The sequence below is a fragment of the uncultured Cytophaga sp. genome, assembly GCF_937863595.1.
GTDB lineage: Bacteria > Bacteroidota > Bacteroidia > Cytophagales > Cytophagaceae > Cytophaga.
The window spans coordinates 1-26,412 of the sequence record NZ_CALMGQ010000027.1 but is presented as its reverse complement, the minus strand read 5'-3'; the positions used below and the strand labels follow the sequence as shown (position 1 = coordinate 26,412).

General features: G+C 34.9%; 18 protein-coding genes. 2 read left to right on the top strand and 16 right to left on the bottom strand.

What is annotated here, in order from left to right:
• Positions 1 to 2,512, bottom strand: a 2,512-nt coding sequence (locus tag Q0543_RS02285) for a hypothetical protein (protein ID WP_299248534.1), incomplete at its 3' end; no start/stop codon positions are given.
• Between the two features lie 187 nt (positions 2,513 to 2,699).
• On the opposite strand from Q0543_RS02285, the gene Q0543_RS02280 reads away from it, so the two are divergent.
• Positions 2,700 to 2,852: a FeoB-associated Cys-rich membrane protein gene (locus Q0543_RS02280; protein WP_299248532.1), complete on the top strand. Its 153-nt coding sequence runs from the start codon at positions 2,700 to 2,702 to the stop codon at positions 2,850 to 2,852.
• Between the two features lies 1 nt (position 2,853).
• Here the strand turns inward: Q0543_RS02280 and Q0543_RS02275 are convergent, their stop codons facing one another.
• The 10 genes from Q0543_RS02275 to Q0543_RS02230 all read right to left on the bottom strand — a co-directional run bounded on the left by Q0543_RS02275 (position 2,854) and on the right by Q0543_RS02230 (position 16,644).
• Positions 2,854 to 3,708, bottom strand: a complete 855-nt coding sequence (locus Q0543_RS02275; protein WP_299248529.1) for a class I SAM-dependent methyltransferase — start codon at positions 3,706 to 3,708, stop codon at positions 2,854 to 2,856.
• The gene (locus Q0543_RS02270; RefSeq protein ID WP_299248523.1) at positions 3,705 to 4,727 is read right to left on the bottom strand and encodes an SPASM domain-containing protein; all 1,023 of its coding nucleotides are present in this window, start codon (positions 4,725 to 4,727) and stop codon (positions 3,705 to 3,707) included. The genes Q0543_RS02275 and Q0543_RS02270 overlap by 4 nt, the downstream gene beginning before the upstream one ends.
• 8 nt (positions 4,728 to 4,735) lie before the next feature.
• Positions 4,736 to 6,076: a hypothetical protein gene (locus Q0543_RS02265; protein ID WP_299248519.1), complete on the bottom strand. Its 1,341-nt coding sequence runs from the start codon at positions 6,074 to 6,076 to the stop codon at positions 4,736 to 4,738.
• The gene (locus Q0543_RS02260) at positions 6,073 to 8,184 is read right to left on the bottom strand and encodes a hypothetical protein (protein ID WP_299248516.1); all 2,112 of its coding nucleotides are present in this window, start codon (positions 8,182 to 8,184) and stop codon (positions 6,073 to 6,075) included. Before Q0543_RS02260 ends, Q0543_RS02265 begins: the two co-directional genes overlap by 4 nt.
• A 157-nt stretch (positions 8,185 to 8,341) precedes the next feature.
• Entirely contained in the window at positions 8,342 to 11,470 is a 3,129-nt protein-coding gene (locus Q0543_RS02255) for an ATP-dependent DNA helicase (RefSeq protein ID WP_299248513.1), read from the bottom strand.
• Between the two features lie 111 nt (positions 11,471 to 11,581).
• Entirely contained in the window at positions 11,582 to 13,672 is a 2,091-nt protein-coding gene (locus Q0543_RS02250; protein ID WP_299248510.1) for a peptidylprolyl isomerase, read from the bottom strand.
• A gap of 79 nt (positions 13,673 to 13,751) precedes the next feature.
• Entirely contained in the window at positions 13,752 to 13,991 is a 240-nt protein-coding gene (locus Q0543_RS02245; protein WP_299248507.1) for a hypothetical protein, read from the bottom strand.
• Positions 13,992 to 13,995: 4 nt separating this feature from the next.
• Positions 13,996 to 14,517 (bottom strand): LPS export ABC transporter periplasmic protein LptC, encoded by a 522-nt coding sequence (gene lptC, locus Q0543_RS02240; protein ID WP_299248505.1) that lies wholly within the window; start codon positions 14,515 to 14,517, stop codon positions 13,996 to 13,998.
• Positions 14,517 to 15,878: a hypothetical protein gene (locus Q0543_RS02235; protein WP_299248503.1), complete on the bottom strand. Its 1,362-nt coding sequence runs from the start codon at positions 15,876 to 15,878 to the stop codon at positions 14,517 to 14,519. Before Q0543_RS02235 ends, lptC begins: the two co-directional genes overlap by 1 nt.
• Before the next feature lie 55 nt (positions 15,879 to 15,933).
• Entirely contained in the window at positions 15,934 to 16,644 is a 711-nt protein-coding gene (locus tag Q0543_RS02230; RefSeq protein ID WP_299248501.1) for a type III pantothenate kinase, read from the bottom strand.
• Positions 16,645 to 17,014: 370 nt separating this feature from the next.
• Here Q0543_RS02230 and Q0543_RS02225 point away from each other — a divergent pair, with 370 nt between their 5' ends.
• Positions 17,015 to 18,118 carry an anhydro-N-acetylmuramic acid kinase gene (locus Q0543_RS02225; protein ID WP_299248500.1) on the top strand — a complete coding sequence of 368 codons (1,104 nt, stop codon included), beginning with the start codon at positions 17,015 to 17,017 and terminating at the stop codon, positions 18,116 to 18,118.
• Here the strand turns inward: Q0543_RS02225 and plsY are convergent.
• From plsY to Q0543_RS02200, 5 genes are all read right to left on the bottom strand, one after another.
• Positions 18,099 to 18,752, bottom strand: coding sequence for a glycerol-3-phosphate 1-O-acyltransferase PlsY (gene plsY, locus Q0543_RS02220; protein ID WP_299248497.1), 654 nt, complete (start codon positions 18,750 to 18,752; stop codon positions 18,099 to 18,101). The genes Q0543_RS02225 and plsY overlap by 20 nt on opposite strands.
• A gap of 126 nt (positions 18,753 to 18,878) precedes the next feature.
• Entirely contained in the window at positions 18,879 to 23,870 is a 4,992-nt protein-coding gene (locus Q0543_RS02215; RefSeq protein ID WP_299248495.1) for a hypothetical protein, read from the bottom strand.
• 44 nt (positions 23,871 to 23,914) lie between these two features.
• On the bottom strand, positions 23,915 to 24,745 hold the full coding sequence (gene prmA, locus Q0543_RS02210) for a 50S ribosomal protein L11 methyltransferase (protein ID WP_299248493.1): 831 nt from the start codon (positions 24,743 to 24,745) through the stop codon (positions 23,915 to 23,917).
• 329 nt (positions 24,746 to 25,074) lie between these two features.
• Positions 25,075 to 25,827: a triose-phosphate isomerase gene (gene tpiA, locus Q0543_RS02205; protein ID WP_299248491.1), complete on the bottom strand. Its 753-nt coding sequence runs from the start codon at positions 25,825 to 25,827 to the stop codon at positions 25,075 to 25,077.
• 394 nt (positions 25,828 to 26,221) lie between these two features.
• The coding region (locus Q0543_RS02200) for a gliding motility-associated C-terminal domain-containing protein (RefSeq protein WP_299248488.1) at positions 26,222 to 26,412 on the bottom strand (191 nt) is incomplete at its 5' end.

Below are 26,412 nucleotides of genomic sequence, written 5' to 3'. Positions count from 1 at the left end.
ACAATTGACTTTTCACAATTGTGATGGTTGCTATGGTGCCATCTGATTTCTTATGACATATAACGATCGTCTGTTCTGGTGTTGGAGGAACAGGATCCACCGGCTTAACAGGAACGTCTGCTTGTGTACATGCACCTACATGATCTCCATGATTTAAATGCATCGCCAATTGACTTTTCACAATTGTGATGGTTGCTACGGTGCCATCTGATTTCTTATGACATATAACGATCGTCTGTTCTGGTGTTGGAGGAACAGGATCTACTGGTGGCGAAACTGGTACATCTATAGGAGTATCATCCCCATTTATACAGGAACCAACGTGATCACCATGGGACAAGTGCACAGCCAAGGTGCTTTTAGGAATTGAAATTGTTTGAGCAATTCCGGAACCATCTATCGATTGATGGCAAATGATTACTTGTTCTTCCTTAACAATCTCCGTACTATCAATGGATGGATCCGATAAAGGATTACAAGTAATTACTATTTTTTCTACAGCAGTTCCACCATCATTTGATGCAGAAATAATGATATTTGTTTTAGAAACTACAACAGAATTAAATGTAAGTAATGCAGTACTCCTATCAAATTGCATTTTCTTTTCATTCAAGGGAACACCATCTACCAAAACATGAATTTGTTCGATGGTATTAATCCCTGCAATTTTTAAAATAAGATGTTCATTACATGACGTTGAGGAATATATCGATGTTGTTGGCTGAATTAAAACAATCGTCGGCGATAAAGTAATTTGCTTATCTATACATTCCAATGCAACAGTTGCGGTCGCCGTTCCAACTGCATTAGAAGCTTGTATTAAATACGTATTCATTCCAACGATAGGCTCGGTAATCGTTAGTAAATTATTATTTGTGTCAAAAATATAATTACTTGCATTTAACAAGGCGCCATTTCTAGTAATGGTAATCATATTTATATTTTCAATTCCTACAATTGTTGCCGTAATATCTGAAACACAAGCATTGGTTGAACTCGTTGCAATTTCAGATTTAGTAATCTTTATGACAGGAATTAAAATTGTTTTAGGAGTATTTGCAGGCGAACAGGATAGATTCACCTTTTGTTCTGTAGCAAATCCATTGCTTACAGCACGTATTATAATTAAAGAACGTTGATTAAAGGGTTTATTAATTACCAATGTTTCTGAATTCGGATTATACGTATATTGTCTCGAATTTAAAACTTCACCATCCATTATAACAACAACATTTTTAGGGTCTGAAACATTTTTAATGGAAGCCACAACATATGCAATGCAGTTATTGGATGAAGTATTTACGATTGATATTTCAGGAACTTTTGATCTAGAAGGGGTCAGAACAGGATAACAATTTGTATATACATACTTGGTATCTTTTCCTGAATTATTTTGAGCAATAATGGAAAAAACAGAATTGCCAGATATCGCAGCATTTATTTCTACTATTTGAGTAACTGCATTAAATGTATAATAATTTGAAGGCAGCGTATTCCCATCTATCAAAACACTAATTTGATTTACAGAAGAAATATTTGTTATACTAACTTTAATGGATGCATAACAGTCTGTTAATTGAACTGGATTTTGCCGAGGAGATAGTAATGTAATAACTGGCTTTTGAATAGGTGTTGCAGTTGGATAATATGTTCTATTATCTGGAGGGTTTTCTACATGTGCAGACCCTGAACCTATAGCAACTGTTAAAAATAAACCGCTGTAATGATATCGGTCGTTTTTTATGCTCTTTGCACCATTATTGCGATAGATACTTGCATCCAGATGATCGGTAGATGTATAGGTGTATTTATGCTCCCAACCTAAATACACATTGGGAGACAACTTTATCCCAATCCCAATACCTATTGCCCCAGACAATACATACGAATTTCTACTTTGACCAGCTACACCATTCGTTTCATAGCTTTTATCCCATAACGTATTTAAATCACTACGTGTTAAAGACCTTGCGCTTGTTGAAACAGATGAATAATTATACATAGTGCCTCTGTCATCCAGCTGATTGATTTTAGATACATAACCTGTAGCACCGATACCCCCAAAACCATATATTTTAAACCCGCTATGAGCTCTTAATCGATTCAGTATTAATAAGCCTTCAAGAGAAAATTCATCTGTCTTTGTGAAAAAATTTCTATATACAAACCCATTACTCGTATAATTAATAGAAGGGTTCGCAATTCCGTTTAAATTGTTATCATTATTAACACCAAAATAAGGTGTCATTTCGCGACCCCACATCCATGTATGTAAGTATCTTCCTCTTAATGAAAACCCAAATGTACTCGTATTATCTGCTATGATCTCTTTTTCCAAAGTCAAACCCCAACCTGTGCCAAGCCTAGAGTGCACATCCGCATTTTCCCATGCACCTCCCCAGTTCATGCCAAACAACCACTTCTTTTTATATTCCGTAGTGGTTTGACCATCCACTTGAATTGAAAGTACACCTAAAAAGATGCATATAATTCCAATAAAAAAACATCTCATAAATATCAAAATAACATTTAATGTACCATTCAATATCGATTATTTTAAAAATATCCCTCTAATAATAGTAATTATAAAGTTGATTTTTAAGACTCTAGTATAAACGATATTAGTTACAATTTATAAAAACCATGTCAATTATCATGTACTATGGAACCAAATAAACGAACAAAACGTATTATTAGATATGAGCGAGAACATACAAAATATTATTATTGCAACTATTGTAGGTTGGGCATTGATTTATATTGTGAGAAGACTCTTCAAACAAACAAGTTCTAAAAGTGAAGGCTGCGGAGGATGTTCATCAAACGAAGCACAACAAAAACTGAACAAATAAATCACTTTACCGCTTTAACAATATAGTACTTCCATAAGCCCTTTTTAAGGGTTGTATATTGGAAGTATGCTGTGTAGACATTTTTCTTCGAAAATTCTGTTGTATTTCTATTCAGAAAATTATATACTTTTGATATAAGCCAACCAGGGAAAAAAGCAAGATAGAGTCTTTTAGCCGACTTTAAAATATTTTTGGTTGCATCAATCATTTCAATTTTCTCAAAGTTGCGATCCTTCAAATACGATTCGAATACATTTTTCTTTTCAAAAAAAGGAACTGCCCAACCATGCGCCCATTTATTTATTTCTGTTTGTTCTTTTTGCGTTCCTTCATTCACAATAAAAAAATCGGCCATAATTAATGTGCCTCCAGGTTTAAGCAAACGAAATGCTTCGTCAACAAATTTCTTTTTATCTTCTGCGTGACAAATACTTTCTATGGCCCAAACAACATCGAATGTATTACTCTCAAAATTTGTATTTGTATAATCCTGAACTTGAAAAGATACCTGATTTTCTAAACCGATTTTTTGAGCGATATCATTCCCTCGTGCTGCTTGTTTTGCACTTAATGTTATTCCCGTAACTGTTGCGTTTTTATGTTGTGCAAGCCAAATGGAAGACCCTCCAATACCACAGCCAGCGTCCAAGATATTCATGCCTGCTTTAATTTCGGCTTCATTTGCGAGTATCTGATTGATATTTGCTAATGCCTCTCTAAAAGTGCTGGTGGTCTCATCCCAATATCCATAATGAAGCGCATGACTTTGATTCAAGTCCCAAAAAAACGTGTAATGATCTTCACTCACATCATAATACTGCGCAATATCTGTAGAGGAAAATGTTTTTGAATTCATGACGCCCAAACGGTTGTTCCCTCCGTGCAATTTTTGCACATCTCTATTTCACCTCTAGATTTTAATAACGATTTTCGAAACGTTATATAGGGTGCGCTATTCCAAATTGCTTTAAAAGAATGTGTATTCAAATCACCCATTACATAATGCGCATCTTTATCAAAACAACAAGGGATAATTTTCCCATCCCATGTTATCACACACGAATGCCACATTTTCCAACAATGATTTAATAATTTGTTTTTAATAGTATAGGTATTATCCGCATTCTTTTTATAACGTGAAAACTTTTCAATATCAGGAATCAGTTCTGAACCATTTTTGTAATCGTAAATTTGTGCCGTTTTAAATCGAACTTCACCAACGCCCAACTCTTTTGCAATTTTGCGAACTTCTTTTAATTGATGCTGATTGGGCTTAACAACCAGAAATTGAAAAATTACATGTGGCGTTTTAGAGTTCAATTTTTTCTTCCAGGCCAAAATATTTTTTGTACCATCTAACACTTTCTCTAAACTTCCGCCAATTCTATATTGTTCATAGACCTCTTGCGTAGTTCCGTCAATGGATATGATCAATCGATCCAGACCAGACTCTACCGTCTTACGTGCATTTTCGTCGTTTAAATAATGTGCGTTTGTGGAAGTAGCAGTATAAATGCCTTTACCAGAAGCATATTTTACCATTTCTAAAAATGAAGTATTTAAATACGGTTCTCCTTGAAAATAAAAAATAAGATAACTCAGTTCTTTATGTATTTCATCAATGATTTTTGAAAACATTGTATTAGTTAACATCCCAGTTGGTCTTGTAAACGACCGTAAACCACTAGGACATTCTGGACACCGTAAATTACAGGATGTAGTTGGCTCAATAGCAATGGAAAAAGGTACTGAGGGGTGTATTACATTTCCTGAAATTTTCGAATACTGATAACTTACCACAACTTTAAAGAGTGTATACACTCTTTTAAAAGTTGTTTTAGAAAGTACGTTTATTACATCCCAAATAGCAATCATGCTACAAGTTAAAAATAATAACTCAATGCAACACTCATTCCGTGACCAGAACTTTTATTAGGCATTGCAAAATATTCAAACCAAAGTAAATTGGTTGAAATGAGTAGGTGATTTGAAAAGGACTTCGCTATCCCTAACTGCACATCGGCTCTGCCAAATCCGCCATAAGAAAGCATGGGAATTAGAACAAATTTTTTGTTCATATAATATGCTAATTTCCCATAAACATTTGGCTTATACCCATGCACAAATTGTTGACGCACACCACCTGTTAGGGTTATTTTGGGCGACAAATGTCTATAATATGATAGATGAAGGGTTGAAGGCAGCCAATAGGTTACATCTTGTACCGTTTTATTCAAACCCATATTTTTGAATAAGGTTTGCAAATTTATGGGGTCTAATGATACGCCATTGCCGCTTAAAATATTATCAACCTGCAATCCATTATATGTATAGGATCCATCTCCTGAATAGCTTACGACATCATTCCAATGTATAAAACCAACATCTAATAATTCAATAGCTAATTCACTGCGAGCTGCTTTTATTGAAAAGAAATAATCCGTAGACAAACCCAAACCATTCATACGCGGCACAGCTGAATATAAGGAGTCATCTGTATATGTAACATCAAACTTTCCATTAAGTCTTAAATAACTTCCATCAGCAGCAGTAAATAAAGATAGATTATTACTCTTTATTTTTTGCAAACGACCTCCTCGTAATACACCTAAACGAGCCCCCAATTGTATGTTCTGTTTCTTCCCTACTGTTTTTTTCAATCCCATATATAACGATTGGTAATTAACGTTATTCATATACATCGGATTCAAGTTTGCAGATTGACCAGCAAACATTGCATTGCCATAAAAAATTAATTTAAATGCATCGGATGAGAATTGAGAAGAATAAAAATCTCTGTATGCTAATCCTGCTTCTACTCGAATATTTTTAATTAAATATTGTCCATATATCCCAACTTTAATGTCCGCCCCAAATGCATTCGACTTTTTAAAACGGTCTACTTGTTGTTGCTTTAAATCATCATCAATAAACGATTTGGTATATAAATATGATTTTAAAAAGGAGTTTGTTAATCCAGTTGAATTGATGTAACCACTTCCTGTAACAGAAAAATAGCCTTTATACGAATCTTCTTTTTCAACACCAAACGTTTTATGCTTCGTTTTTATAAGCTCCAAATCTGTATTTAAGGAGTCAAAAACTTTAACTAAACGGTTTTTGCGTTCAAATAAAAATGCTTCAGGTCGATCAAAATCTACTTGAGCAAATACATTTACGATTGAACATGCAATGATTACGATTACACTACTAAGCTTTCTCATTTTCCACTATTCACCTGTACATTCATATCACCCACTAATTTAAAATCAATCGCGTAATCATCATATATGCTTACATGTGTATTTGCTGGTTGCGTATCAAAGCGTGCAGTAAATACTACATCCGTTACTTGATTTGATAATTTATAAATCATTGCAGGACTTAGCTGAAATTCTACTGAAGAATATTTGCTTTCTACAACTCTTCCACTGCCATTAATTGCTGCAGCGCTTATGATTGTTGTTGTGATGATACTATCCACTTGAATGCCACTTCTATCTAAAAAACGCATGTCCACCTTTACATCATAAGGAAAACCATTCCAAACTAATAAATTAAATTTTCCTTTTTGTAATCCCGATGTTTTTAATTCAGGAATATTAAATTTTGCTGTATCCGACAATACTAAATTTGAAGCGATAATGGATAAGGGTATTTTAATATCCAAATATGCTTTTAAGTCTACACCAGAATATGCGAAATCCGTGTGCGTACCTGAATTACCTGCTGGATTTAATTTAAAATCTCCTGCGTATGAAAATTTATTAGGCAACAGGTTTAATAACGCTGTTGCGTTCGACCCAGTTGATAAATCTATTGTAGATGAAACAGGAATCGGGTATCCTCCTGCATCCGTAGCAGGAGCTATTGGAAAGTTTTGATTCAACGGCGCACCTGTTAAAGTTAAACTAGCTCCCGTTTTTGTATTAGATGCAGTTATTTGTCCAACAGAACCTTCACCTGGTATTCCTAATGCATTTTCAATTACAACATCAATAGAAGCAGACGAAAAATTCAAAATATCTGCAGAAATATTATCAAATATTCCTACGCTTACATCCCCCGGACCAACAACCAATTCACTTTGGCCTAAATAACCTTTGGCATAGCTGGGCTTCGGATCAACAAGCGTGAGCGTAATATCTAAACTATCCTCTAGTGATAAGTTTACTACTCTACCTGTGTAGTTGATCTTTCCTTTTAATACATTATAAAAGGTATTGTATTGCAAGCCATCAATACCTCTTAGATCTAAGGTATATCCAGAAAAATCTTTATTAAACACCGCATGAGACGTACCATTGGGCGGAGCAGGAGGAACGACTGCTTCAAACACAAATGGCTGTCCATTTTTTAGTGCCGCAGGTATTTCATATGTAAAACGAACCGTATCCTCTGCGGTACTATATACATCGGCACGTACTGTTCCTGTACGAATAATTGTTTGTGTTAATTCAACATTATTCAAGCCCATCAATTCTACATTTGATGTTTCGTTTACAACTTCTTGTTCTGGGAAAATAGCCGTTGCTGAATTCACTGTAACATTACTAATGGATAATGTCACTAAAATTGCGTTAGAAGTATCAATGATTACTTTACCTGAACCAATCCCTAAATCTAGAATTGTTGCTTCTAACATAGAACCAATTGTTAATCCCGCCAAATCTTTTGAAGTGGATCTAGTCTCATTAGGTAAAATATTGGAATACGATTGTGTAATAATGTTTGATGGAGGAATTAAATTATTAATGCTAAACTCTAAATTGGTAACGGTTAATGGCAACTCATTCTTTATTGCTATTTGTAGTTGTCCAGTCTTCAAATCAGCAGTTCTAAAAAATTTATTTACATCAACGCTTATTGGACCAGTTGTTACACCTGTCACACCAGAGAAATCAAATTTTTGGCCAAATTTTCCTAAGGCATTTGCCGCTAAGATAGCTGCACCTAAATTTTTATCGCTCGGAGAACCTTTTAATAATTGCAATGCAATTTCTCCCAAAGAGATTCTTCTTGTTACGCTTTGATCTGCCAAAACTAAACTCTCTAACTTTACAGTTTTTTTAAACTGTGGAGCGTCTAACGATACTATTGAATCTATGGTGTAATTAAATATTTCTTTACGACTCACCAACGAAATACTTTTATCCGATTCCTTTTTTATTTGACTCGTATCTTTTATGATGTTGTTTATTGTCAACCTACTTTTTACAAGTGGTGCAAGAATCTCCGTATTCCATCTTGGCTTTTCAAATTCTCTTTTACAAGAAAAATGAACACTCACCAAAAAAAACATTGCTATAAATAACTTTATATATTTTTTCATCAAGCACATATACGTTCAGATTTACACCTATACATAGAGATGTATATAAATCTATCGAAATTATTTAATCTATCCAATAATCAATTATACTATTATAAGAAAATGAGCTACTATTCAGAACATTGAATCGAATCTTCTTCAAAATCCATATAGTCCACTATTCCTCATCTGACGACAATTGCATCTCTACTGGAGTGTAATTATAGCGCACAAAATTACACCAGGTGCAATCTTCTTTCCCACAGCCCGTGTCAAATTTATGATTGATAATTCGAGTATATGTTTCAACTACTTGTTCACCCACTACTTGTTCGTCTTCAGGTGAAATAAAAACTTTATGTTTGGTTTGTTGTTTCGTAGTCGCATCTGGTTCTACAAAGTCTAACTCTCCCGAGATAACGCTGTAATTGGTTTTGCGATCATTTTCAATTAATAATTTATAGAAAACAATTTGTCGCCAATAATCTCCCCCATTGGGTTCCTTTTCTGTTGGTGGCAATAATTTGGTTTTATTTGTTGTGTACTTTCCTGTTTTATAATCGATCACATTTACATCTTTCCCAAACAACTCTATCTTATCGACATTCCCCTTTATCGGTACACCCTTATACTCTACATGATCTATCTTATGTTCCAATAAAACATCTTTATGCCATGTCTCTACGTATGCATTATATAGCTCCGGAAGCACGATCGTTGCTCCATATTCTTCATAATTTTTATATTCAATCAAGGTAAAATGTGAATGTACATTTTTCATTTTCATTTTAAATGTTTCACATAAATATTCAACCGTGGGGAATTGTTTCTCTGGATTTGATACCATTGCTGCAAAGAAATCTTTTAAGGCTTCATGAACAGCTGTACCAAAGCCTGATGAAGCAGTACGTGCACTTGGTACCATAAGCATATTCTCAAAATAAAAGGCTATGGGGCATTTTAAATATTTATTTAAATGCGTAACACTTAACGCATATTTTTCCAATAACGCATCTAAGTAAACAGAGTCAATTAAAGGTATAATGGGTGGCTCTGTAAATTGCATTGTATCTAATTTATACGACACAATGGTATCGTCGCTAACACTAATGCTATCTATTTTAATCGATTCATCTTCTGTTAACTCTATAATAAAACGACTGCAAACAAACTCTTTTTCATTTTCATCTTTTGCCGGATACGAAATAAATAGGAATTCTTTCGCTCGTGTTAAGGCAACATAAAATAAACGCCTTTCGTCTTCTACCTGATCATGGTCTTCAACCTCTGTAATGGTACTCGGTATTTTAAATCCTGAGCTACGAGCAGATTGCCCTTCCCAGTTTTTAGAGATACAGCCTATCAAAAATACATACTTAAACTCTAAGCCTTTTGATGAATGAGAGGTAACAAAATTAACCCCTTTATCTGCATGAATGATTTTTTGCAAATTCATTCGGATGTCGTTATCCATCATTTTTTGCAAGGTCAAAAGAAATTCTTTCAACAGTAGCAATGGCTTTCGTGCGGTTTCTTCTTTTAAGAAATCAAAGAATGTAGTCAACACTTGCATGTACCATGTTTTCTCGGAGTTGTTCATAATCCAAGAAAGAACACCCCCTCTTGTTGTGATTTTTTCAAACAATACCTGCAGCGTAATATTATGAAATTCCTTTTGCCAATAAACAAGATTTGCTTCTAAATCCAGAATCGATTGTAAGGAATGTAATTTAAGACTTTCTAATTCTGATTTCTTAGCCATCAATTCTCGCCAACGAATAGAAGGACTATCTGCTGTACGCCGAGTTTTACGAGCTATGTTAGCAATATCTCTAGGGTCAATTTTGAAATATTCAAAGTGCATCAAACGGAACAATTCTTCTTCGCCTGAATCTGGATAATCATTTTCTTTTTGAATGTACCGTAATATATCAATCAAATTTTGAACAAAAGGCAATTCCAATACATTGATACTTTTCTTAATATTTAAAGGAATTTTTCTTTTTTCTAAGACTTTAATTATATCTGCAACGTTTGAATGCTTGCGATAAATTACTGCAACTTCTGACAAATCAATACCCTCTTGATGCAATTGTTCTAAGTGTTCTACGATAGCAGCCTCCTCATGTAAGCGATTATAATATTCTATGATTTGCGGTTTAATAACGGAACTCGATACAAGCCCCTTTGCAAGCAGTTCTTTGTCTAAGCCTTGAACACTGTTAACCAATCGCTCCTTATTATGTTTTATAACAGCCATAGATGCATCTAGGACAGCTTGCGTAGAACGATAATTCTCTTTTAATACAATGAGTTCAGGTGTATACTTTACATTAAAATCAATAATGTTTTTTATGTTTGCTCCTTGAAAACGATACACAGATTGATCATCATCCCCAACCACAAATAAGTTTGGACGCTCCCAATACGAAGCTAACAAATCAACGATTTCATTTTGAGAACCACTGGTATCTTGATATTCATCTACCAAAATATATTGATACCGTTCCTGATAATTCCGTAATAATAAATTATTTTCTTTAAAGGCTTTTAACACCCACAATATCATATCGTCGTAGTCATACCTACGAATATCTCCCATTGCTTTATTGAAATTAGAAAACTCAGCTATTGCAGCTTTTAATTTTTCCATCTTTTCAATTTCGCTGTAATAGCTCGCTTTTAAATCGCCTTTATTGTTATTGCCTGATTTGCGCTTGTATTGGTATTCGGGATCGTCTTTTAATTCATCTACATATTGATCAATTAGTCTGTACATATTTTGTTCAGACCATCCTTCCTGTTTCATATTTTTAAAGAGATCTTTTAGACCCATTTGGTCATAATAGATATCACCCTTAAAACGCTTTAACTTACTTTTAGAATCAAAATTATCAATCAGTTTTTGATATATCTCAATTGTTTCTAATTCTGAAATAGGTTGCAGATTTCGAATGCCAAAATAATCTAAGTTTTCTTGAATAACTTGATTGCAAAATCCATGAAACGTATACACGTGTACGCGATATGCATCCGGACCAATAAACTCTAGCAAGCGTTTGCGCATTGCAACTGTGCCTGCGTCTGTAAAAGTTAAACACAAAATATTATGTGGTTGCACCTGCAAATCTTCACTTGCCAAAATGTATCCAATGCGTGCAGAAAGTATTTGTGTTTTCCCTGTACCAGGACCAGCAATTACCAATACAGGCCCTTCTATGGCATGAACAGCCTGGGTTTGAGCTATATTTAACTTTGCTAGTTGCTGTTGAAAATGAAGGTCGTATTTTGACGTTTGTGCAGCCATACTTCTATTTAAATACTGTGTTTATTAAATATACAATTTCAAGAGTAAACTTTCTCGACAAAAAAAAAGAGTCACGTTTTGCGTGACTCTTTTCATATTATATTTTTAATACTAAAATCTATAACGTTTATCTTCAATTGTAGCTGTTTTCTTTATTGCAGCTTCAATTACTCCGTAAGCAATACGGTTATTGCGTTGTTGTTGCAATTGCGAAACGAATTGACTGTAATCAGCTACTTCTGATTTCGCAAAATTTAAATTTTTAACAATCAACATACCATTTTCGCCTGTTAATACTTGTGATGTTTTATCCTTCGCAAGCCCAAATAGTGTACCCACTGCTTCTGGCTCATAACCAACACCTGTTATCATACCAGATGAAAGTGTTATATCAGAAGCTTTGCCCGTTGTAGCATCGGAACCATATGCTTTAGCAATTGCTGCGAAATCGCCGCCTGTAGCTTTTAATTTTTCAGCTATCTTTTTAGCCTTTTCTTCGTTTTCGATTTTTGGTTTTACTTGATCTTTTACATCTTCAGCAGAAGCAAGACCTTTCTCACGAATACGTGTAACAAGAACTACAATTTGCTTGTCGCCTATAGAGAATACGTCAGACACATCATTCACATCTCTATCTTCATTATAGATCCATTTAACAATTTCTCTAGCTTCTGTAACACCTGTTATACTTTTAGATGCACCATCTATGTTTTGTTGTTCATACTTCGAAACACCCGATTTGAATTTCTTCAATTCTGCTCTGAAGGTACCTGTATCTTTAACAGACGCAGCAAATGCATCAGCCGTTCTATATACGGAATCTACAGTAGCATCAAATGCTTCTATATTATTTTGTACCGTTGCTACAAGGAATTTCTTACCCATTTTAGGCACATCCACACGAATAATGTGGTATCCAAATTGCGTTTCAACAATACTTGGTAAAACTCCAGATTTATTTGCATTAAAAATTGCGTTTTCAAAAGGCTTAACCATTTGTCCTTTTCCAAACCAACCTAAATCACCGCCGTTTGCTGCTGTGCCATCACCACCATATTGAGCAGCCATTTTTTCAAAGCTAGCGCCATTTTGAATTTCTGATAACACTTGTTGCGCAAGTTTTTTTGCTTCTACTTTTTTCTCAGCAGGATCTGTTTCGTTCGTACGGAATAAAATGTGACTTGCTTTTGCCATCACATTTGTATCACTTTCAATTTTAATTATTTTAGTTAATGAATAACCAGTGCTCGTTGCAAATGGACCATATACGCTATCTACTTGTAAGGTATTTGCCATATTCGCTAAGCGAGTTGGCAATTGACTTATTTGTACAAAAGCGGGATCAGCTACAACATCTGAATTTGCACGAATAAAAGCAGTATCGTTTTTAGCAAATTTAAAATCGTTTTCGATCTGTGCTAAGTCTTTCTTTACATAAGCACTATCTTCTGATGTTGGGGTATTGTTAAATACTGCAAACTCAATAGAACGTCCTTCTTCCACTTGAAATTCAGCTGCATGTTCTTTGATGTATTTTTCAATCATCGCATCTGTAACTGCTATTGTATCTTTAATAGAGAAAAATGGAACATATACATATTCTGCTTCTACTTTATCATTGATGCTATGGTAATAACGCTTAGCTTCTGCTTTGGTAACATATTCAGACTTTTTAATAAGCGCATCAAACTTGCTACGCATTCTTTCGTCGTATACATACTCTCTCAACGCATTCCAACGTCCTTTAACGCCAATTCGTTCTTCTTCAGATTGAAATTGATTGCTTTCAAGATATTTTTTAAACTGAGCCAAGCCTTCAATACTTCCAAATTGTTGCTTGATGATTTCAGACATGTGATCACCTTCAATGATGTCAATCTTTTCTTCTGCAGAAACTTCAATTCCATCTTTTTGGTAAATATTCTTATTCAAATTGTCAAATACCAATTGATTCCAAGCCAAATCTTCCATGTTATTGTTATTGTTAGAACCACCATAGAGTGCTTCTGCTTTTACAATACTTCTCTGGTATTCATCTATTGTAATATTTGTTCCATCTATTTCGCCTACTTTATTATTGAAGCTAGAAAAGATTGAATTCGGAGAGGTAAAAGCGTCTCCTAAAAGAAATAATAGTAACCCGATTACGATTGTACCTACTACAAGGCCGGATCTTTGATTGATTGAATTGAAAATACCCATTTTTATACGTTTGTAAAGAATTGCAAAATAACGACAAAGCACCGTAAAAACAAAGGTCTTACGCCGAATTGAAAATTAATTATTTCCCTTTTTTATTGAACTTTATTGGTGACTTTAAACTTTTTGATTTTACATCCTCCTCATTATCTTTAGGTTCACTCATTTTACGATAGGTAAAGCCTAAAAACAACATAAATGTAAGCATGTAAAACATATAACTTGCTGCAAATCCATTGGTCATATTTTGATGAATTGCTATCATTAACATGCCTGCCATGGCATAAAATAATACTACTGTAAAGATGCTTTTACTTTTCATACGTTTATTTTACATAAAGTTCTCCAACAGGCTTATGAATCTTGTACGAAGAAAAATCTTGCGTGGCATCCATTCCGATTCCTCTAATGACTTCATTTCCAGTCTCAATTATTAAAAACTTATCGGTATAAATCTTTTTTGTAGCTGGAGACCAAAATAATTCTTCGGTAGACATTTTTTTTCCATCGCGTTTATTATCGATAACTACCTTTCCGAAAATTCGATATAAATTTTTATCCTTATCAAATAAGGCATAATTAGATGTTAAAATTGCTTTGGGTTCTTTTTTCTCATCGAAAAATTCAACATGCACACCTTCAGGAAACTCTCTATCATCGTTTTGTAATAAAAGTTGAACAGGAGCTTCTAAGATCATTTTTGTTTCGCCCGAATCGCTATAAATCGTTTTAATGTTATTCGCAGTCATCATAGCGCCTTCATAAGGGACTTCAATAGTAATTGCTTTCTCGTTGTCAATACAACCAAATAAACAAAGCACCCAAACAAGCCCTATAAAACGATACATTACTGAATACGTCTTTTATTAAACCACTTATCATATAAGGTCATACTCAACTGCAACCTAAAATACGTTTCCGACAATTGGTTCGCAGCGAATGTAGATCGTTGACCAACAACAAAAGCAACACCAACCTTAGGTAAAATTGGTACGTATGCGGTATTTGCACTTCCTTTGGAACGCAGACCAATTGGCAAAGAAGCACCAATAGAAAATGAATAATCATATAAATTTCTGCCACCAATATTAACGGGAGTTGCTGTATAAGATACACCTGCACGGTAGGTTTTAACTCTATGGCCACGATATATTTTAGAGCTATTTTTAACAAAGTTTCTAGGTATAATTTCTCCTCCAAGGGCGAAGGTGTAAGAAGATGCGTTTAACTCGTTATCCTTCACTCCATTTTTATTGAAGTTAGACCAATCAGAATAAATAATGTCGGCCGCTACCAACCAATAACCCGGATTTTCAAAACTTGCACCAAGTCTATATGTTTTAGGGAAATTGACTTTTCCTGATGACGTCGAAAACGTTGAATCTGTAATTAATAAATTATTGGGGTTTCGAACAAAAAGACTTTGTTTGACAGTTGATTTCATTCCTGAATACAAGTCAACGCTACCTCCTATTTTAAAATATATTGGTCTATTAACTTTAACAACACTATCAATAAATGAACTGTCTGCGGAATAATATGTGTATTTTATACGTTTTAACAACTGTTTTTTATAAATAAAGCCAGGCTTAAAGGACAATCCGCTATAATTTGACTTCTTCTGAGAACCTACTTCGTTTTCATAATCTGGCACATATTGATTTATAATCAATTGAGAAGTAGATTCTTGAGTAATAGACCCAAAATTATAGGCTACTGTTAATCCTAATGCCAAATTTTTTGTAATACCAACTCCATTCATCCATTGAAATTGATAAACCCCACCATTTCCTAAATATTTATATTTTGTACTATAGTGATTTGGATCATTCGCTACCGAATCTTGATAGCTATACTTATTTTGAACAATGGATAATGGACTTAGCATAAAACCTGTGGTATAGGTTTTGGTTACCGGAAATGTAAATGCCAAATTATTAATGTTTGCGCCGGTTGATGTAGATTGGGAGTTGCCCGTTTTGAATGTTTTATATTGAATCGTAAATCCAACATCAAACTTCACTAGCGAATCCGTATACTCACGTCTAAAATTGCCTAAACCTGCAGGGTTCAAGACATTCATGTATTCTTTACTCGATAAACTAGATCCAGTATACCCCATTCCCATGTTTCGGATATTGCCTCTATACTGCATTAAATCGCCAATTCCAACACGTGAATAAGGAGAATTTCCAAGGCCTTGAGCCATTGATACAAGTGTCGTAAAAAATAATAGTACTAGTAGGGCAAATCCCTTAAATTCATTAAACATTATAATTCAGTATTCGATTTAAACCTATTAAATTCAACTCCGGTACTACAAAGATGTATTCTTTTAACCTCTTTTCAAAAAGAGGCGCACTCCCACCAGTCAATAATACGTTCAGAGCAGGGTATTTATTTTGATAAGCAGCAATAAATCCTTCTATTTCAAACTGCATTCCGTTTAATATCCCGCTATAAATAGATTCAGCGGTTGATTTTCCTGTAATTTCAACTAGACTCTCTGGCACTTCTAAAAGAGGCAACTTTTGGGTAAAATGTGCAAGTGATTTAAATCGCATTTCAACACCAGGACTGATACTGCCTCCATAATATTTCTGATCTGAATCAATAATGCCATGGGTTAGACACGTACCGATATCAAAAACAAGGTTATTTTGCTTCGGAAATAACACGGTACTACCTACAGCAGCAGCTATCCTGTCCGAGCCTAAGGTATTCGGTGTTTTATACACTATATCAATGGGTAATCTTGTTTGAGAACTTACATAAAAAACTTTTGAAACCCTACTTAATGTATGCAAGGCATCATCAGAACGTACACTAGAAATAAGGATATAGGTAGGTTGAAGCGCTTCGATTTTCAAGACAACATCTGCCATTTCTGAAAAACTCTGCGACCAAAGCAATTCTTCGCCTTCAAAAGCGCCAACTTTTATATACGTATTCCCTACATCTAAGACAATGTTCATGTATTCATTTATTTATTTTCAAATATAAAAAGTTATATGTTTGTTTAATCACTTTGGGCATACTAGTTTTAGTTTAGTGATAAATTGAAAACCTAATGGAGTTTCAAATGACTAGAGACGCCTATTATTGAGAGAATGAAATTTGATTGTATTCGCAACTAAATTATGTTGCATGTTTATATTAAAATGTCATTTAGCTATAAGATTTAAACGCTCATATTTCAACTTTTGTAGATTTCAGACCAATTATGTGCTCCGAAATTTATAAAATCTACACCCTAATAAAATAAGTGGCTTGATCGACTGCATAAAATTTACGCATTCGTTCAGTACATTGCTAAAATAAACGACATTCATAAATTGATTTAATATGACACATAAATCATACACAGTTGCAGGTCTCATGTCTGGCACGTCATTGGATGGTCTTGACATAGCAATCTGTAGATTTGAAAACATAGATAATCAATGGAGCTATAAAACAATTGCAGCAACAACGATTGATTATTCTGAAGCATTTAAAATTGAATTAAACCAAGCAATGCGCTTGTCTGGCGAAGAACTGATTGTTTTAGACCGTTCTTTCGGAACCTTTCAAGGGACTGCTTTACACACGTTCTTAACAGAACAGAACCTATCTATTGATTTGGTTTCTGCTCACGGACATACCATTTTCCATAATCCACAAAAGGGGTATACCTTACAAATTGGCAGCGGCGCATCCTTATACGCTGCATGCGCTATCCCTACTGTAACAGATTTACGGTCTGTTGATGTTGCATTTGGCGGACAAGGTGCACCATTGGTGCCACTTGGTGATGAATTGTTATTTGGTGCTTATAGTGGATGTCTCAATTTGGGAGGCATTGCAAATATTAGTTACGTTACCAACCACATCAATACGGCATATGATATTTGTCCTGTAAACATATTATTGAATGCATATACCGCTAAGATTGGCAAAAGCTTTGATGACCAAGGGAAGATAGCAAAAAGTGGAAAGCCTATCGAATCACTTTTAACAGAATTATCTGCAATCTCTTTTTACAATCAAGTTCCTCCAAAATCTATAGGTAGGGAGTGGGTAGATTCTGTCGTATTCCCAATCATAGAAAAATATTCAAGCCAACCAATTGAAAATATTTTGCATTCGCTTGTACTACATGCTGCGGAACAAATAGCAAGAAGCTTAGGTGCTTTGCCCTTAAAAAATAATTGTAAGGAGGTACTTATTACTGGAGGTGGAGCATTTAATACGTTTCTAATTGACTCCGTTCGTTACTATGCAGACAAAAATATAACGCTCGTAATACCCGATACCACAACCATTCAATTTAAGGAAGCTATTATCTTCGGGTTCTTGGGCTTATTACGCATTAAAAATATTCCAAATGCAAAAAGCACCGTTACGGGTGCTTCTTGTGATACTATTGGCGGCGCAATTTATGGGAACACTACTGCACTTTTTTCTTAATGAGGTAGGTCTTATTCTCTTCCCCTAAAAACAAACGTTTGATATTTTTTTTGTGCGTCAGTACAACCATCAAGAAGATTGCAAAGCCAAAAACAATAACTATAGGTGTTTCGGTATGAAATCGTGGAATAAAGATTATCATCAGTGGAAACGACAGTGCAGATAAGATTGAACCGATAGAAACATACTTTGTAGCAATAAGTACAATTAGAAATACGGTTAAACAAAGTAAAGCCGCTTCAAATTGAATACTTAATACCATACCTAATAATGTCGCAATACCTTTACCTCCTTTGAATCGTTCAAAAATTGGAAATATGTGACCAGCAACAGCACACAATCCATAAATCAATTTATATACATCTAATTGTTTTGGATCTATAATAGAATAATGAATTAATAGCACAGCCAAACTCGTTGCAAGCCATCCTTTAAATATATCAATCACCATAACAATAATACCTGCCTTTTTACCAAGTACCCGAAAAGTATTGGTGGCACCTGCATTGCCACTTCCTGCAGTACGTATATCTATGTTATGATATTGTTTTCCATACCAAATTGCAGTAATGAAGGAGCCCATTAAATAGGCTACAAAAGCACCTAAAATGATATATAATATATTCGTATTCATATTAATTAGTACGGTATTAAGCAGAACATCGTTGCTATTATCCTTTAGGAAAATAGGTATTAATCTGCAAAGATAATTTAATTGATTGACGGAACAAACGAAATAATCCTATTACCTACAACACGTTTACTTAAACAAATTCTTGAGTTGTTCTTGGTCGCGTTGTTTTTGTTGTTGTTCTTCTATCGTCGATTTATTATTTGCTTTATTGATTCGCTTTCCATTTTCATCAATTTCATAATCTGTATCCTGTTCTTTCAACTTATATTGATCTGGGTTGCTTCCATCATCTTTATAGGTATCTGGATTGGTTTCATCCATACGTTTTTTAGTATTATCGGTATCATTTAACTCCATTTGCTTGCGCTTCTCAATCGATACCGAATCCATTGGTAAAGAATCTGTTTCAAAATTAGGTACAGTTGGGTCAAAAGCGGGCTCCTCAAATTCATCCTCAACTATGCCATAATGTTCCTTGAACGCCGCCTTAAATTGATTCACTTCCATCGCTTCTGCTTGCACAACAAAGAACTTGCTACGATCAGCCATTTCACCTTTTGTTTTAGAAGCAATCGCTGTGGATACATCACCGCTTGATGCAGCATAAGCTAATCGATTGTTTTCATATTTGATAAAATACCAATTACCATAAACAGGCTCAAGATAAATACTTACAACATCTCCAGAAATGGATTTTTTAATTTCAATATATCCTTTTACAGATTTATTAATGTCTGTTTTTAATATATGTGAAAGTTGAACCGGGCCTACGCTATAAAACGTTTTATACTCTGGCGACCAATTCATTTTTACTTCTGAAAAGAAAATACCCTTTTGAAAACTTGAAGTGAGGGTGGATAATCCGCTTTGACCAGCAGCACGTTTTGTCTTATAGGTTGCAACACCCTCGTTTTCGATAAACTCTGCTAATTTCTGGAATAACAAATTATCTTTTTGCTCTTGCTTTTTAACCACATCCACGTCAAACGAATTTACTTCTTCTGTTGGCTCAGATGAGATAGATAACGCGGAAATATTTGCAGCCATTGCTGTCAATGGCACTGTATTGCCCTTGAAAGTAAACCCTAGGAAATAATTAAAGCTGTAGGCATCTTCAACTAATTTTGCGTTACCAATACCGCTGGTATATGCTGTAACATTTGGGTCTGGGCTTAAAATATTAAACTTGCCTCCAAATTTAATGGCAGAGGAATTGTCATTATAAGCAAAATAATTTCCCTTGTATGATTTCTGATTTAGTTTATTAGCATCTCCGGCAATAAATTCTGTAGAATCTGGATTGTATTGAAAAATACCAGATACAGGCAATAAATCTTGATCTTCGGGGTGTACTTTTTCAGAAATAAAATTCGGGTACAATTGATTGGATTTACTATCAAATGAAAGTGAAGTAACTAACGGATTTCCTCTTTCAGAAACAGCATTATTTAAATCAACCGAAACGGTATTTGTAGCGCCAGTATTAGAATACTTCAGCCAAGAGGAATAGCTCAACTGACCCTTTAAAGCCAATTTTATGTACCCCTCAAAAGCTAGGAATTTTTCAGGAGACTTCATTATAATATTCCCCTTGTATAAAATCTTATCTCCTACAAACAAAGAATCATCTTCCTGTACTTGCGCAATACCCGTGGTCAAATAGTTTTCCTTTTTCTTTTCAGGTGCAACAAACTTAAAATTACTGAACAAGATTTGCAGGGTATCAGCACCTAAGTTTACATATCTATATAAAGCTTCGCCATTAAAGTTTCTACGCCCATATATATCTACATTTCCATCGTATAGATGGTGATAATTGGTTAAGGTGTCAAATTCTAATAAAGCATTGTTAAGCGTTTGCATTACAGCATTTTCTTTAATAACCACATGGTTATTTTCTGGGGTAATTTTACCATCGTTTACTACGATATATGGAATACCATAAATACTCAATATCAAGGAGTCAATTATATACTCAGCTCTGGTGGCATTGAACACCAATGAATCTTGATCCTTTCGTGTAGAATAAAAATAAGAGTTGCCTATTTGCGTAGAATCTGTTGCTTCCAAATATATTTTTCGCTCCGCAACATTCCAAGTACCTTTACCTATACTCGTTTTATACTGTGCATACGGAAACTCGGTACTTGCAACACCTTCTTGCTCTGGACCAAAAGTTGCAATACCCTTTTTCAAATCAAAATCTACTTTAGCATGAATCGTTTTTAAAGCGGGCTTTTCAGGATTATCTGACTTGATTCTAAAAATTGCATCATTTGCACTTAAGTGCATGTCTTCTAAATGAAACTTAGGAGATTCTATTTCCGAATCTTTCGTCGATAATACGCCCATGCCAAACATTCCTTTATGGGTTAAGGCTAAGGTACCATCAAATGTTGCAGTTGAATCATATATGTTAAATGGTTTTGAAATAGAAGACATATACATAGTATCTACTTTCGGTTTCCACATCAATCGATAGGCATCAATTTGCACATCTGGCATGGTAACGGATGGATCCAACAATGGATTTTTGCCCGATTTTGTTGTCATCTTTGTACCGTCTGTTATAGTAGAGTCTTTAAAAAACACGAAATCATGAGACTCTAAAGTTGTATTCAGATACTGAATCACACCATTCCCGCGTAAGCCTTGATTATCTAATTTAATCATGTTGTTATACACCGCATCACCCTCATACATTTTGTACCCTTTCTCAGGAGTGCCATGTGCAAAACCTAACGAATAATCAGGCATTACAACAAGTCGCTCTTCAAAATCTGGGAACACTCCACCGGATTCAAATGTCCCATCAAACCCAATTACACTCGGGTCATCATTGGATAAACTATCCACCGTAAACGGAGGGATTTTAAATTTAAAGGTTGTATCGTAGGCTCCTTTTGCAACATCTGGTTTATTAAAAAACACACTTGCTCCGGTTGATGCTTGAAAAATTGGATACTCTGCATACCGTTTGCGGGCAGATTTATTATTTGGTTTATTGATATATAATTTACCAGACGAATATCTCAATTCATTTGTTAACACTTTTGCTTTACCTGTTTTCTTTGAAGTACTATCTTCTTCCGAAACGGCTAATTTAATTGCATCAATATTATTTAATACAACATAAAAACTATCGTAGTTAAATTCAAAATCCGTTCCTATAAACTGAAAATTTGATGTATTGATTTTTCCGTTGAATTTAAAATCTCGGTTGGCTAAAATTTCAATTGTACTGCTATCTGGTTCGAAATTTACAGAAAGTGAATCACTAATATAAACGCGCTTCACGCCATGTACAATCAAAGAATTACTTTCTAAATTTAACTCAGCATTTGCACCTGAGGGGCTTAATGAAACAAAGTTGATGTTGTCATAATCTTTTTTATCTCTACTTGATAATACATAATGAAAAGCTTTCTCCTTAACAATTACTTGCCCTGATTTTGAATTGTAATCAATAAAGCCAAGTTTCATTAATTGAATCATAGCGCCTTTCAAAGTTGTAGCTGAAATTTTAGAAGCATCTGCAAGTTCTAATACAGAAAATTCTTTCGACTTCATTTTATCCGAATACCACACTACAAGTTGCAAGGGGTGGAATTGATAAATCCCTTTTAAACGGGCATATTTGTTGAGTTCGTAATATTCTTGAGATTCAAACAAAGCGGCTATCTCTGTACGGCCATTTATAATTTTAAAATTAATGATGTCTTCATTCAAGTTCCACGTTAATGCATCCGCTGTAATTTCGAGTTTGTGATACGAATCTAAAAAAGGAGCCATTCGATAGCCATTCGATTTAGTTAGTCTCAACAATTCACTATTCTTATTGTATTTGAAAATAGTACCTGGATGGTAAATTGAATCTGTTCCTTGATAAATAACAAGCTTGGTATAGTCCCCAGTTATAAGTGTATCCCCTAATTGAAAACGGTTAGAAATTGCGCGGACCTTAACTTCGTTATTTTTTAATATTTTTATTTCTGAATATCCTTCATCTATGGATGAGCTATATATTTTTGTACCCGATAAAGAAAAACCACCATGATACTCAATATTTTTATCCAATCCTTTAACAGGGATATTACTATAAAAAGATTTAAAGCGCGGATAGTTTTTATCAGCATAACTTCTTGCTTTCACACTATTGTATTCAAATACACCAATAGGTATTGAATCCGTTTGTTCTGGATAATGTAATCTGGATCCTTCCGATGTGAACTTAAATCCTTTTACAGGAAAATTATAACCACCCAAATCGCAATATACATTTGGCAAGCCAACGCTTGACCAATCAAATGTTCCACCTTCACCAACAAGTAATCCTGTTTTCAAACCTACAGCACCAGAAGTATTTTTTATTTGAACCGTATCTACTGCTGTTGTGATAACCAAGGTACCACCATTAAAAACAATCACTGGCCCTTCTAGATTGGGCTGTGCAGGTGGGTTGTACCCATTATCCAATAATTGATCGTTGCTAGGGGCTACCACTTCCTCTGTACCCCAAGTCTCTTCGTTTTGATCAAAGTTGTCCCAATCTTCAAAACGATTTTCAACCTGAACAGTATCTTCTACTGGAATCTCTTCTACAATTTCAGGTTTCTTTCCCTCAAGCCTAAATGCAAAACTTCCCCCTTCTAATTTTAGAGTACTATATGTAGAGCTGAAAAATAAATTTTCCTGTGTAATTAAACGAGTTGTTTTAAAAAATTCTCCCATTTGTGCTCCGGCAAGTGTTTCAATAAACTGGTCGGTTATGATTAAAAATGTATCCAACTGTCCACCTCCCATACCTCTACCCTGCATAGCGGTTAAGGTAATGTACAAATCTTTAAAATGTGGATTCGTTCTTAGTTTTTTACTTTTTACTAACTTCTGGGAAAGTGTAACGATTGCCTTTTGTTGCGAAGCACTAAAACTACCCCAAGAGGATGCTAGAGCAGAACCTGCATCTATAGATGCTTGGTCCTTAGTAACAGCCATCATCGTTTGAACATCGGCAGGATACGCAGAAGGATCATCTGAAAATTTTTGTTGCGCTAAGACCGAAGTCTGTAACAACATACTCATAAAAAAAAGCAGAGCAATAGTTTGAATTCTTTGCATATTCAATAGTTAAATTTCTTTTTTAAAAACGAATTTTCATCGTTTTAGTTTTTTAAAAGTTTCATCGAAACCCAACGGTCCTTTACTTTGAAACTTTCTTTCTTAAAACCTGCTGCTTCAGCTCGGTCTAAAATATCTTGTATATCTTCTTCATAAAAACCACTTAAAAACAATAAGCCCTTGGGAAGAAGTCGTTTGTAATACTCATCCATTTCCGCCAACAAGACATTTTTATTGATGTTTGCTAACAAAATATCAACTTGAATATCGGATGAAATGATTTCAGTGATGGTTCCTTGTCCGGTTTGAATCCTATCACATCCGTTCAAATTACAATTTTCAATCAAATTTTCAAAAGCCCAATCCTCAATATCGAAGGCAAATATTTTCTTTGCTCCTTTTTTTTGTGCCAAAATGCTGAGAATACCTGTTCCACAGCCTGCATCGATCATTATTTTATCGGTTAAATCCGTTTCAAGCTCATATTCAAGCATTAATGAAGTTGTTGCATGATGGCCCGTTCCAAACGACATTTTAGGATTGATAACCACTTCATACTCAAACTCTGGGCGGTCTGGGTGAAAGGATGCACGTACATAACATCTATTTGCAATCACCAAGGGTTCGAAATTTCTCTCCCATTCCTCGTTCCAGTTAATGTTTGGCATGTCTGCAAACACAAATGTATAACTTGGATCGATTTCACTCAACACTTCTGTTAGCTCTGTTTCGTTAAACAGCGCCTTTTCAACATATGCCTCTAAGAGTGTATCATGTTCTGCAAATGAATCGAAACCGATTGCTAACAACTCTGCCATTACGCGTTCTTGTGCGCTTTCGTTTACGGCAATTTCTACTTTTATATATTGCTCCATAAGAAACAAAACCCCGATTTCGATCGGGGTTGTATGTTGGTTAAATAATGTAAATATTTTCAGTCTGTGAGTCACAGACCGAGGTGTATGGTTTAAAATGCAGTCAAAGACTGCCTAAACCATGCCTTGTGACACACAAACCATTTGACCTGGCTAATCTGGCGCCAGTCTTCAGACTGGTGTCTTTCATTTTGTAGTCTTTGACTACATGTTTCCTAATAAAATGCAGTCAAAGACTGCGTAATAATTAGACACCAGTGACGCTTCGCTTAACACTGGCGCCAGATCTTCTCCATGGTCTGTGACTCACAGACCATTTCATATTTCAATTAGTAAGACTTAGCGATGTCAATAAAATCGCGTGCTTTTAACGATGCGCCACCAATCAAACCACCATCAATATCTTTACACGCCAACAATCCTTTTGCATTGTCTGGCTTCATGCTACCACCATATAATATGCTGATTTCTTCTGCAACTGTGCCGTATTTAGAAGCTAAATGCTCACGAATTTTTGCATGCATTTCTTGTGCTTGTTCGTCAGATGCTGTAACGCCTGTACCGATTGCCCAGATTGGTTCGTAAGCGATTACCACTTTTTTGAAATCTTCCGGAGATAAGTGGAATAAGCTTTCTGTTAATTGCGTATTTACGAAATCAATGTGAATGCCTTTTTCTCTTTGCGCCAATGTTTCGCCACAGCAAAATAATGGTGTTAATCCGTTTGCTAAAGAGATGTTTACTTTATCTGCTAATTGCTGATTTGTTTCAGCAAAATATTCTCTTCTTTCAGAGTGACCAATAATTACATATTTCGTTCCAACAGACTTCAACATAGGTGCAGAAATTTCACCCGTAAAAGCGCCAGATTCTTTTTGATATACATTTTGAGCACCTAATGCTACTTTATCATTGATAACTTTTGAAACCGATGCTAAAGAAATATATGGAACACACATAACAAGATGTACATCACCTGGAAGCTCATCCTTTGCCATATTTGCCACTTCAGAAGCCAATGTAACGCCTTCTTCAAGTGTTTTATTCATTTTCCAATTCCCTGCAATTACTTTCTTTCTCATATTCGATGTTCTTTTATATTTTTTTATTCGATTTTTTCAATGGCGTACCAATTCCAAATATAATAAGAAATGGGGAAAGGAGAAAGCGGATGGCTTAAGGCCTAATGCAGAAAGCTTAAAGCGGAAGGCCTAATGCCAAAAGTTATAAGTCGGAAATTGCACCAAGGATTCATGTGAATATGGAGCCAATACGTATGTATTTTAAATACGTGTTAGTGTGAATCGCTTCGTCGTTAACTGAAACAGGCACAGGCGACAATTTATGTTATAAGATTCTAAGAGACTAGTGGCGAGTATAATATTGATAGAATTCAATACCTAATGCGTACTCATTACTCCGTACTTTGTACTTTGTACTTTTTAGGTCTTGTTCCTAGCAATTAAAAACTAGCAACTATTTCATCACCTGCACCCAGCCTTTTCTATTGCAGTTAAAAACACCATACTGATAATAATACACACCCGCTTCTGTTTTATCTTCTGGCCAGCTGTTCAAATAGTCATCATTACTATATACCTGACTTCCCCAACTGTTGTATATCTGCATAGATGCCTGGTCAGGTCCAACTTTTACTATTTCGAAAG